This window comes from Campylobacter majalis (genome assembly GCF_905120465.1).
Classification (GTDB): domain Bacteria; phylum Campylobacterota; class Campylobacteria; order Campylobacterales; family Campylobacteraceae; genus Campylobacter_A; species Campylobacter_A majalis.
This window is the reverse complement of record NZ_CAJHOF010000001.1, coordinates 195,279-205,642: the sequence shown is the minus strand read 5'-3', so window position 1 is coordinate 205,642 and position 10,364 is coordinate 195,279. Positions and strand designations below refer to the sequence as shown.

The following is a 10,364-nucleotide window of genomic DNA, read 5'->3' as shown; positions in this document are numbered from 1 at the left end:
AATATTTCAAAATTCTTTAAATTTGGCTTCTTAAATTAATAACGATAAATATACTTGTTTTTCATCAGTAAAATCATAACTTAAAGCAAATAAAATGAGCTTTAAGTTAAATTGACCCATAAATTTTATATAATCTGCATTTTTTATACATTATTGCAGTCGCAGACAAAACAAAAACACATTTGCTTAACTTTGCACTTTTTAAGTCAAGCACAAATTTGCTATTTTGTTTAAAATTGAAAGCAAAAGTGCTTTTGTTTGTAAAACCGTTTATTTTGTATTTATTAATAATTTTTGGCTTAATTTATTTTTGGCTTTTAAAACTTTATGCTTAAGCTGACACTCTTATTTGTTGGCATTTTAATACAAAGCATAAGAGTGAAAATGAAGTTTTATAACTCTTAGGAAACTTTAACTTTTTAGTTTCACAAGCAAAACGAATATAAATTTGTTGGATTGTTACAAATTGTATGCTTGTTTTTAGAGATAGCAAATTAAGCTAAATTTTTGGGCTTCTTGTTTTTTTACGTGTTTATTATTTTATGTTGTTGTAAATTTAGTAAAACCAATAAGCAAAAACAAGACTAAAGCCTTAATATGAGAATTATTAAGCTAGTCGCGTCTTGCAGCGTATTTGCCACTACCGCTAAAAATAATTGCAAGTGCCATAAAAATATATAAATACACTATCTCAGCTCTAAAACCACCATGATTTGTAAGGGCAAAAAGCGATGGATAATAAGCAACAAATACTATTGTAAAGCAAGTCCCTAGCACAAAAACACAAGCCATTCTAGTATAAAGTCCGATTATTAGCATAATTGGTGCTATAACTTCGCCCAAATATGCAAAATATGCTATAAACTCAGGCAATCCCTTGCTTGCAAGCATACCCTTAACGCCACCTACGCCATTTATTATTTTAGCAATCCCGTGCATTAAAAGCATGATGCCAAGCCCTAGTCTAATAAGTAGTAGTGATAAGTCAAAATTTTTCATTTTTCTCCTTTTTTGTTTGTTAATTTATATAAAAAGCTAAATACCTCAGCAACAGCCTTGTAAAGGTTTGGCGGTATCTCTTGATTGACTTCAACTTTGCTTAAAATTTCAATCAAATCAGGGTCTTCTTTTATTGGTATTTGATGCTCTTTGGCTAGTTTAATTATATTGTTTGCTATCTCTCCAGAGCCGGTGGCTACGACTTTTGGTGCGTTGTCTTTTTTGCGATTATATCCTAATGCTACGGCTTTTTTCTTTATGGTATTTGACACATTATGCCTTTTTATTTATGCCGACCTCAAAGCCGTCAAACTCTTTAAATTTTTGTGAAATTTCATTTTTGCTATACACTTTTAGGTTGAAATTTGACACAATTAAGCCTAGATCTGAAATAGCGGTTTTAAGCTCTTTATTATTTTGCAAAAGCATATCCTTTAGCTCATTTTGCGTTGTTGCTATTGATATATCGATGTAGCGTTTATTAATAAGTCCTATCATTACATTAACTTGCCCATACTCTTTAAAATTTAGATCAATTTGTGCGTAAAATTTATCCTTTTTGCCTTGTTTAAATGCCACTTTGCCACCATCTACGCCATCCCAAATATATGGCAGATAGGTTTGTAAGCCTCCGCTTACGCTTGAGATTATTTGATGCATCTCGATTTGTGAGAGCATCTTTGAGCTTAGTTGGTTAATTTGTTGTGCATTGTTTAAAGAGCTTGATTTTTCTTGTATTGATAAGAGTGTGCTTTTTATGTCAGAGCTTAGTGTTTTTGTGGTTTCTACTGCTGTTCGCGTCTGGATAGAATCAACATCGGCTGTTGCTAGTTTTAGCTGTTTTGTTAGTAAATTTACATCATTTAAGTTTGATTTTGCATTTGAGCCATTTAAATCAGCGATATTTAGCATGACTGATAGCCTTTTTGCTGCTGCTGATAGCTTATCTTGCAAAGAGCTGTTGCTTTGGCTGTTTGTTAATATTTGAAAATTTTTAATTATCCCTGCTTCATCGCCTATTTTATTAAGTGCATTTATGCTACTGCTTATTTCATTTAAATATGATTTTAACTCTTTTAAATTTGAGCTAAATGCACTTAGTTGGTTTAGTTTTTCGCTATTTAAAAGTGAAATTTTGTTATTTAGGCTGTTTGTAAATTCGTTTAATTTTGACATTTGATTTAAAATTTTATCCGCGTTTTGCATTGATAAATTAGATGTTTTGTCTAAAAATTTTGCTATATTATCAAGCTTATTTACATCGCTAAACAAGCCTTTTAAAGCTGAATTGTTTAGTATTTTAGCTGAAATTTCAGCTTCATTTTTTAAAATTTCATTTAATTTTAAAAATGATTTATTGTTATCCAAATTCTCATCTTTTGCTAACGTTAAAATTTGATTAAGCAAGTTTTGATTTGATAAGTTTTTTATATCACTTAGTAATTTTTGCATGCTTTGGGGTATTTTTTGAGGATTTAGGGCCTCTTTTAAATTTGCTTCTAGCATGATGCCTGAGTTTTTTATCTGCTCGTTTAGCGGTGCAGTTTTTAAATCGGCAATTGGTTTTAAAAACTCTTTTAATTTTGTGGCTAAATCTTTTAATGCCTGATTATTTTGCATTCCATCATCTGCGTCTATCATTTTTGCAAGATTTTGTAACTCATTTGCTAGATCTGGAGCGATTTTGGTTTGTTGTGCCATTTGCATGACTTTTGTTGTTTGTGTTGCTGTGTTGGCACCTTTTATCTCGTTTATAACCTTATTTATAAACCTATCTATATTTTCAAGTGCCTGTTTGTCGGCTGTTTGATGTTGTGTGGTTTGAGGTGTGGTTGATGGTTGATTTTTAAAAATTTGCCCCGTTTGTCCGGACTGGTTTGGCTGGGCTGGGGTTATGCTTGTTTGTGTTGTAAGATTTATATTATTCATGCTTTGGTTTTTGCTTTTATATCGGAAATTTCATCATTTATCTTTAACTCATCAATGATTGTTGTTTTTATAGTGTATGGATTGTATGTTTGACGATGTTTTAGTGGAACGGTTTTTTGCGTGATGGCAAAGCCTAAAAGTATTATTAATAACACAATATAAACATAGATAAACCCTGCTGCACCAAACAAGCTCATCATCACGCCCATTATGCTAGAAGCGACAAGTGAGCCAAATGAGTAGCTAAAAAGCAGGGTTCTTCCAACTTGTATGCTTTGCGACTTGTGAGTTAGCATGTCATTTGCCCTTGCTAAGCTAAGAGCGTATAGACAAAATATCCCACTTCCAAGGAAAAATGCTATGAGATAAAGCATGTTTAAGTTGCCATTTGCAAACAAAAATGTAATTGAGGCCGTAAGTCCGATTAGACAAGATGTGATTATAGCCATACGCCTGCCAAATTTATCAGAAAAGCCACCCATAAAAAACTGCGATACAAACCCACCTATCATAGCAAAGGCCATAAAATAACTAGCCTGAGATAGACTAAAATTTTGCGATAATATAAAAATGCTAGCCATAGTAAAAAAACCATTAATTAAAATACCGGCGATAAAGCTACCTGTTAGTGCTAGTGGGGCGATGTTGAAAATTTTAGGCAAACTTACACTTTCACGCTCTGGCAAACGTGGCTCTTTAGTTTTGATTAAATTTAGCGGTATTGATGATAGCATGATAAATGCGGCTGATATGATAAAAACTTGCGTTTGGCTTAATTCTAGTGCCATGATTAATATACCAAGCCCAAAACTTATATAAAAAACACCCTCGTAAAATGCTAAAATTCTCGATCTTATCTTATCTTTTGCACGTTCATTTAGCCAACTTTCTATTACGACTAAAAGTGCGTAATAACAATATCCAAGACACATTCTTAAAAATGCCCAAAAATATAAATTTAAACTTATCTCATACATTAATGACGCAACTGCAAATAGTGCTGAAAATATCGCAAAAGCCCTTACGTGACCCACTTTGCTAACTATAACGTGTGATGTTAGCGTACTTAGTATTGCTCCGACAAAAAGACATGAGTTAATAAGCCCTATCGCAATTTCACTAATCTCTTTTGATTTTAGCATGGCTGAGAGCGAACTAACTACCAAGCCATTGCCAATAAATAGCAAACTCATGCCTAAAAATAGTGGAAATAGCGTTTTAATAATGCGTTTTGTCATTTGCTTTCTTTGTTTAAAAACCCAGCCAATAACGCACCAAATGGCATGATTGACAGTCCTAAAAATAGCCCAAGGATATCTAATAGATCGTTTCGTTTAAGCAGTATAAACCCAGCAACCAAAATCGCATACGCAAATAGTCTATATGGCACAAATGCAGTGCCTAAACCCATATCTTTAAGCTTTGTTTTTTGTGCTTTTAGCCTTGCTTTTTCTTCGTTTAAAAGCGTTTTTGCATCTTTTTGCTCATCTGAAATTTTATCTATTTTTTCATCATCTGACGTTTTAACATTGTCTTTTTGTGTTAGTTTTTTTAAAACTCGTTTTTTATAGCTGTAAAAACTAACACAAGCTATTATAATAGCACAAAAAAATCCAAGTTGTGAGCTTAGTAAAAATGCTTTTTGAGCATACAATCCCGCTCCTAAAAGCACAAGCCAGAAAGCAAAATAGATGATAGTTAGAGTTTTTATCACTCTTCATCCTCGTCGCTACTTTGTAGGTGTTTGTAGCGGTTTTCATCTTTTAGCTCATCTAGGCTTTTTATCTGCTTATCATAGGCTTTTTTTATGTTTAGTATCGCTGCTGATATTCCTAAAAATACCCCTATCCAAAGCCCCCATGATATCTTAAATGCTGCATTTATCCAAAATCCAAGCCCAATTCCAATCAAAATCGCAACAACGATAGATATGCCAAGGCTTAGATTATCAGCCGCATTTACCACTCCTTTTAGTTTTGCCATTTTTTACTCCAAATTTTGATTTTTTATCTCTTTAAAGCTCTCTTTTGCCATTTGTATAGCATAATCTATGTCTGATTCTTTCATGGCGGTGCAGATAAATCCAGTTTCAAACTGACTAGGTGCTAGATAGACACCTCGCTTTAACATAGCCGCATGAAATTTAGCAAACATTTTTGTGTCTGATTTTAATGCGTCTGTGTAGTTTAAGACTGGGTTTTCGTTAAAGAAAAAGCCAAACATTGAGCCACGCACATCTATTTGAAGTGCTATATTGTTCTCATCAGCAGCTTGTTTAAATCCATTTACCAGTTTGTTGGCTAAATTTTGCAAATAGCTATAAATTCCTGGATTTTGCTCTATTTTATTCAGTGCCGCGATACCAGCTGCCATGGCTAGTGGATTTCCGCTAAGTGTTCCAGCCTGATATACTGCTCCATCTGGACTTAGGCAGTTCATGATTTCTCGTTTGCCACCAAATGCCGCCACGTTCATGCCTCCACCAATTACTTTACCAAATGTTACCAAATCTCCTATCGCTCCATAATACGTTGCTGAACCAAACTCAGAGGCTCTAAATCCACTCATGACTTCATCTATTATCAAAACAGCATTATGTTTTTCGCATAAGCTTTTTAGCTCTTTCATAAACTCAGGCTTTGCTGGGACTAAGCCCATATTTCCAGCTATTGGCTCTATAATTACAGCTCCTATTTCTTTGGTGTTAAAAATATCTTTTACGCTTTGTATGTCATTATAAATAGCCAAATGTGTATCAGCTACAGCACCGGCTGTTACGCCAGCACTTGAGGCGTTGCCGTAAGTTGTCGCACCGCTTCCAGCTTTTACTAAAAGTGCGTCTGAATGCCCATGATAGCACCCTTCAAATTTTATAAGTCCGCTTTTGCCACTATATCCACGAGCCACTCGTATCGCGCTCATGGTGGCCTCAGTGCCCGAGCTTACAAATCTAACTAAGTCAATGTTTTCAAATTTTTTAGTAATCATCTTTGCTAGTTTTGTTTCGTTTAAATTTGGTGCTCCATAGCTTATACCGTTGCTTAATGCACTTTGTATGGCGTTTTGTATATCAATATCACAATGCCCAAATATCAGCGGTCCCCAGCTTTGGATAAAATCAAGATAGCGTTTGTTTTCTACATCTATTAAGTATGCACCTTCACCTTTTGCTATCATAATTGGTTCACCGCCAACGCTGCCAAATGCACGAACAGGAGAATTTACCCCACCAGGAATATATTTTTTTGCTTCGATAAATTCATCATGATTATTCATTATTTGTCCTTTTTTCAAAATTTCTTATGTATTCATATAGTATTAAGATTTCTTCATCAGTTAAAAAATAGCTTGGCATTACGCTTTTTGGATTTGACAAAGCTTGTTTAAAACGATCAAGACTTATGTTATTAATTGGTGGTGTAACTAGTTCTTTTTGTAAATTTTGTTTTGTTTTTCTATCCTTTTGAAGATATTTTGATATGATTTTGCCTTCTGCTTTTTCGCCGTGACATAGGTTGCATCCAATGCCACGTGGATTTTTATACAGCATCTTTGCGTATTCTGTTTTGGTTATAAAATCAGCACCAAAACCAAAATAGATTAAAAAAAACAAAAACAAAACTAAACGCATTAAGCTCCAAAATTTCTAAAATTTTAAATATTTTTTGGGTATGATACAATTTTTGTGATTAAAAACGCATTTAATTAAGGATAAAAAGTTATGAAAATTTTGGACGGCAAAAGCACCAGTGCGAGTGTTAAGGCGATGATAAAAAAACAGGCAAATTCTTTGATTGAAGTTGGCATCAAACCAGCTTTGGCTGTGATATTAGTCGGCGAGAATAAAGCTTCTAAAACATATGTCAATGCAAAAGAAAAAGCATGTAAAGAGTGCGATATAGCGTCGATAATACACAGACTTCCAGAGCAAACCAAACAAGAAGAATTATTAGCTCTTATTAATGTTTTAAATATTGATGATAGCGTAGATGCGATACTAGTTCAGCTTCCGCTTCCAAAGCATATAGATGAAAAGATTGTGCTTGAAAGTATCAAAGATAGCAAGGATGTAGATGGCTTTCATGCTTTAAATGTTGGCAAATTATCAAGTGGCTTGGATGGCTTTGTGCCTTGCACGCCACTTGGCGTAAAAGTGATGCTAGATGAATATGGTATTGATGTTAGTGGATTAAATGCTGTTGTTGTAGGACGTAGCAATATCGTTGGTAAGCCAATGGCAAATTTACTTTTAAACGCAAATGCTACTGTTACCATTGCGCATTCTCACACTAAAAATTTAAGTGAAATTTGTAAGAATGCAGATCTTATAGTTGCAGCAATTGGTAAGCCAAAATTTATCACGGCTGATATGGTGCGTGATAAAGCAGTGGTTGTTGATGTGGGCATAAATCGCTTAGATGATGGAAGTTTATGTGGCGATGTGGATTATGAAAATGTGTCTAAAAAGGCTAGTTTTATCACTCCAGTGCCTGGTGGGGTAGGGCCTATGACGATTGCGATGCTGCTATCAAATACAATAAAATCAGCTACAAATAGAGCTAAAAAATTGGGATTAAAATGAGAAAATTTCTTACTAAACTTTATGATTTTTCGGCTAGTTGGACTGGTACGATTGTTATTGTTTTGTTTGTGATATTTTTTATAGCACAAGCTTTTGTGATACCAAGCGGTTCGATGAAGGATACGCTTTTGGTTAAAGATTTTTTATTTGCTAAGAAATTTAGCTATGGTGTGCCTGTGCCACGTATTCCGTGGATTGAGCAGCGTGTTTTGCCTGATTTTAACGGCAATGATCATCTTTTTGTTTCAGATATGCCAAAACGTGGAGATATTGTGATTTTTAGGTATCCACATGACGAAAAGATCCACTTCGTAAAACGAGCATTTGCTTTGGGTGGAGATGAGGTTATTTTTACTGAAAAAGCCACATATTTGCGTCCAAGCGAGGGCGATGAGTATATAGAACAAAATTACAGTCAAGATGATATTATTGTCTTAAATGGTAAAAAATTTGTTAAAGAACCATATAAATTTCCTGGCATACACTATGATGATAGTGTTAGAATGTTTGAGCAAATGCTTTATTATTACAATGCTAAAAAACTAGCAATGACGCCTATAAATGTCGCTGAATTGCCATCTGTGATAGATGGATTAAGTCAAAATGCATTTTACATCAAGGTAAAAGATGGTGAGTTTTTTATGATGGGTGATAACCGCGATCACTCAAATGATAGTCGTTTTTGGGGAAGCGTGGAGTATAGATATATCGTTGGTAAGCCGTGGTTTGTTTATCTAAGCTTGGATAAAGATTATAAGATACGTTGGGAGAGAATAGGGCGATTTGTTGATACACTTGAAAGTGATGAAAATATTGTTAATATGGCGAAAAAAGAGGATGAGATAGAAGGAATATATTAATGGATTTTTCAAGTATTGATATTCAAAGGCTCGTTTTTTTAATAGTTTCATTAATCATTGCTATTGTTGGTCATGAGATAATGCATGGATTTATCGCTTATAAATTTGGAGATAGCACAGCAAAAAACCTAGGGCGTTTGAGTATAAATCCTATAAAACACGTTGATCCGCTAGGCACTATTGTTGTGCCTTCGTTGCTATATTTTAGCACTGGTATGGCGTTTGGATGGGCTAAGCCTGTGCCTGTAAATATGTCTGTTGTGATTAGAAATGGCGGATATATGGCTGGTGTATATGTGGCGTTAGCCGGGATATTTTATAACTTGATTTTGGCTATCACATCGCTATTTTTGGTGATAAATTTTGTGGAATTTCTAGGGCAAGATATTGGTTATTTTTTGTTTATTTTGTTTAGTGTAAATTTATTTTTAGCACTATTTAATTTATATCCCATTCCACCACTTGATGGTTCAAAAGCATTGATCTACACTCTAGCTATGCTTGGATATAAAAATATTGCGACCAAAATTTCATCGCTTGAAAGATATGGCATGATAATACTTGTTGTTATTTTAATAAGCCCTATTAGTGATTATGTTTTTGCTCCAATTAGATACGTGTTTAAGTATTTTTTAGCAATGTTATAGGTATAATTTTAGCTTTTTGGGGTAGAAAAATGAAAATTTTTATAGCAAGTGATCACGCAGGATACACACTAAAAGAGCGTATTAAGCAAAATTTTAGTGAAATTGAGTTTATTGATTTAGGCACTAATAGTGCAGATGTTAGTGTGGATTATCCTGATTATTCGCACGATTTAGCTGATAAAATAGGGCAAAATTTTGGCATATTAATATGTGGCACAGGAATTGGCATAAGTATCGCTGCAAACAGACATGAAAATATACGCTGTGCCTTGTGTCACGATGTCACGACAGCTAGGCTAGCAAGAGAACATAATAATGCAAATGTAATATCATTTGGTGCCAGAGTTATTGGTGAAGAGATTGCATTTGAGATGATAAATGTGTTTTTAAATACAAAATTTTTAGGACAAAGACACCAAAGGCGTGTTGAAAAAATAAACATAAAAAGAGCATAAAATGGGAGAATGGTTATTAGTAACGACTTTAATTTGTGTTAGTATCTACTTGGTTGTTATGGTGTTTTATTTTAAAACGCTACTTAAAAAAGAGCGCTCTACAAAGGATTTTATGAAAAATAATCTTCACGACACTGAGATTGTTATTAGAAAACTACAAATCCAGCTACAACGAAGCTTAGGAAATATTGATATATTAACAGAAGAGCTAAACAAAACAAAAAACGACGTAACATCTTTGCGAACTAGAAATTCTCAATATCGTCTTGAAAATGATAAGTTAAGAGGGCGTATACGTGAGCTAGAGGGCAAAATTGAAGCGTTGTTGTAATGGAGATAATATGGATGTTTTAGATCAAAAAGATAAAGATTATTTATTAAATTCGGTGCGAATAATCAACGATTTTCCAAAACCAGGCATTGTGTTTCGTGATATCACAACGCTTTTAAATGATAAGCATGCTTTTAAATTTTTGCTTAATCATTTAGAAAGCAGATATGCTAAATACAATCTTGATTTTGTTGTTGGGATTGAGAGTCGTGGTTTTATATTTGGTTCGGCACTAGCAGATAGACTTGGCGTTGGTTTTGTGCCGATTAGAAAACCAAAAAAATTACCATACATTACAATTTCACAAAAATATACACTAGAATACGGAATAGATGAGGTGCAGATGCATATAGATGCATTTTCGCGTATAAAAAATGCTAAAGTTTTGCTAATAGATGATCTAATTGCAACTGGTGGTACAGCAAAGGCTTCGGTTGAACTTATAAAACAAACCGATGCAAATTGTATTGAAGCCTGTTTTTTAATTAACTTAAAAGAGCTTGGCGGAGATAAAATTTTAAGTGATTTAACAAGTGTATATAGTGTTTTAGAGATATAGTA

14 protein-coding genes are annotated in these 10,364 nt (G+C 33.8%); 6 read left to right on the top strand and 8 right to left on the bottom strand.

The features are described 5' to 3' along the window. Positions 1-612: 612 nt before the first annotated feature. From LQU93_RS01055 to LQU93_RS01020, 8 genes are read right to left on the bottom strand one after another with little or no spacing between them, the layout of a single operon-like run. On the bottom strand, positions 613-999 hold the full coding sequence (locus LQU93_RS01055; RefSeq protein ID WP_229932034.1) for a DoxX family protein: 387 nt from the start codon (positions 997-999) through the stop codon (positions 613-615). After that, a complete protein-coding gene (locus LQU93_RS01050; RefSeq protein WP_229932033.1) occupies positions 996-1,271 on the bottom strand; it encodes a FlhB-like flagellar biosynthesis protein in 276 nt (91 codons plus the stop codon). The genes LQU93_RS01055 and LQU93_RS01050 overlap by 4 nt, the downstream gene beginning before the upstream one ends. 1 nt (position 1,272) lies before the next feature. Beyond that, a complete protein-coding gene (fliK, locus tag LQU93_RS01045; RefSeq protein WP_229932032.1) occupies positions 1,273-2,928 on the bottom strand; it encodes a flagellar hook-length control protein FliK in 1,656 nt (551 codons plus the stop codon). Continuing rightward, complete coding sequence (locus LQU93_RS01040; protein WP_229932031.1) at positions 2,925-4,166, bottom strand: MFS transporter; 1,242 nt, start codon at positions 4,164-4,166, stop codon at positions 2,925-2,927. The genes fliK and LQU93_RS01040 overlap by 4 nt, the downstream gene beginning before the upstream one ends. Continuing rightward, positions 4,163-4,642: a hypothetical protein gene (locus LQU93_RS01035; protein WP_229932030.1), complete on the bottom strand. Its 480-nt coding sequence runs from the start codon at positions 4,640-4,642 to the stop codon at positions 4,163-4,165. Before LQU93_RS01035 ends, LQU93_RS01040 begins: the two co-directional genes overlap by 4 nt. Beyond that, entirely contained in the window at positions 4,639-4,911 is a 273-nt protein-coding gene (locus tag LQU93_RS01030) for an AtpZ/AtpI family protein (RefSeq protein WP_229932029.1), read from the bottom strand. Before LQU93_RS01030 ends, LQU93_RS01035 begins: the two co-directional genes overlap by 4 nt. 3 nt (positions 4,912-4,914) lie before the next feature. Further along, on the bottom strand, positions 4,915-6,204 hold the full coding sequence (gene hemL, locus LQU93_RS01025) for a glutamate-1-semialdehyde 2,1-aminomutase (RefSeq protein WP_229932028.1): 1,290 nt from the start codon (positions 6,202-6,204) through the stop codon (positions 4,915-4,917). Next, entirely contained in the window at positions 6,197-6,559 is a 363-nt protein-coding gene (locus tag LQU93_RS01020; protein WP_229932027.1) for a c-type cytochrome, read from the bottom strand. Before LQU93_RS01020 ends, hemL begins: the two co-directional genes overlap by 8 nt. A 90-nt stretch (positions 6,560-6,649) precedes the next feature. Between LQU93_RS01020 and folD the strand changes: the two genes are divergently transcribed. From folD to LQU93_RS00990, 6 genes are read left to right on the top strand one after another with little or no spacing between them, the layout of a single operon-like run. Next, positions 6,650-7,510 (top strand): bifunctional methylenetetrahydrofolate dehydrogenase/methenyltetrahydrofolate cyclohydrolase FolD, encoded by an 861-nt coding sequence (folD, locus tag LQU93_RS01015; RefSeq protein WP_229932026.1) that lies wholly within the window; start codon positions 6,650-6,652, stop codon positions 7,508-7,510. Continuing rightward, positions 7,507-8,370 (top strand): signal peptidase I, encoded by an 864-nt coding sequence (gene lepB, locus LQU93_RS01010; protein ID WP_229932025.1) that lies wholly within the window; start codon positions 7,507-7,509, stop codon positions 8,368-8,370. Before folD ends, lepB begins: the two co-directional genes overlap by 4 nt. Continuing rightward, the gene (locus LQU93_RS01005; protein ID WP_229932024.1) at positions 8,370-9,017 is read left to right on the top strand and encodes a site-2 protease family protein; all 648 of its coding nucleotides are present in this window, start codon (positions 8,370-8,372) and stop codon (positions 9,015-9,017) included. The genes lepB and LQU93_RS01005 overlap by 1 nt, the downstream gene beginning before the upstream one ends. 29 nt (positions 9,018-9,046) lie before the next feature. Continuing rightward, positions 9,047-9,472 carry a ribose 5-phosphate isomerase B gene (rpiB, locus tag LQU93_RS01000; protein ID WP_229932023.1) on the top strand — a complete coding sequence of 142 codons (426 nt, stop codon included), beginning with the start codon at positions 9,047-9,049 and terminating at the stop codon, positions 9,470-9,472. A 1-nt stretch (position 9,473) separates the two neighbouring features. After that, positions 9,474-9,803, top strand: a complete 330-nt coding sequence (locus LQU93_RS00995) for a hypothetical protein (RefSeq protein WP_229932022.1) — start codon at positions 9,474-9,476, stop codon at positions 9,801-9,803. Between the two features lie 10 nt (positions 9,804-9,813). Continuing rightward, a complete protein-coding gene (locus LQU93_RS00990) occupies positions 9,814-10,362 on the top strand; it encodes an adenine phosphoribosyltransferase (RefSeq protein ID WP_229932021.1) in 549 nt (182 codons plus the stop codon). Positions 10,363-10,364: the final 2 nt, after the last annotated feature.

Excerpts from the sequence above, each read along its gene's own strand:
- LQU93_RS01040 (WP_229932031.1), bottom strand. The coding sequence starts at position 4,166 with ATGACAAAACGCATTATTAAAACGCTATTTCCACTATTTTTAGGCATG.
- LQU93_RS01055 (WP_229932034.1), bottom strand. The coding sequence starts at position 999 with ATGAAAAATTTTGACTTATCACTACTACTTATTAGACTAGGGCTTGGC.
- LQU93_RS01020 (WP_229932027.1), bottom strand. The coding sequence starts at position 6,559 with ATGCGTTTAGTTTTGTTTTTGTTTTTTTTAATCTATTTTGGTTTTGGT.
- fliK (WP_229932032.1), bottom strand. The coding sequence starts at position 2,928 with ATGAATAATATAAATCTTACAACACAAACAAGCATAACCCCAGCCCAG.
- hemL (WP_229932028.1), bottom strand. The coding sequence starts at position 6,204 with ATGAATAATCATGATGAATTTATCGAAGCAAAAAAATATATTCCTGGT.
- LQU93_RS01030 (WP_229932029.1), bottom strand. The coding sequence starts at position 4,911 with ATGGCAAAACTAAAAGGAGTGGTAAATGCGGCTGATAATCTAAGCCTT.
- lepB (WP_229932025.1), top strand. The coding sequence starts at position 7,507 with ATGAGAAAATTTCTTACTAAACTTTATGATTTTTCGGCTAGTTGGACT.
- folD (WP_229932026.1), top strand. The coding sequence starts at position 6,650 with ATGAAAATTTTGGACGGCAAAAGCACCAGTGCGAGTGTTAAGGCGATG.
- LQU93_RS00990 (WP_229932021.1), top strand. The coding sequence starts at position 9,814 with ATGGATGTTTTAGATCAAAAAGATAAAGATTATTTATTAAATTCGGTG.
- rpiB (WP_229932023.1), top strand. The coding sequence starts at position 9,047 with ATGAAAATTTTTATAGCAAGTGATCACGCAGGATACACACTAAAAGAG.
- LQU93_RS00995 (WP_229932022.1), top strand. The coding sequence starts at position 9,474 with ATGGGAGAATGGTTATTAGTAACGACTTTAATTTGTGTTAGTATCTAC.
- LQU93_RS01005 (WP_229932024.1), top strand. The coding sequence starts at position 8,370 with ATGGATTTTTCAAGTATTGATATTCAAAGGCTCGTTTTTTTAATAGTT.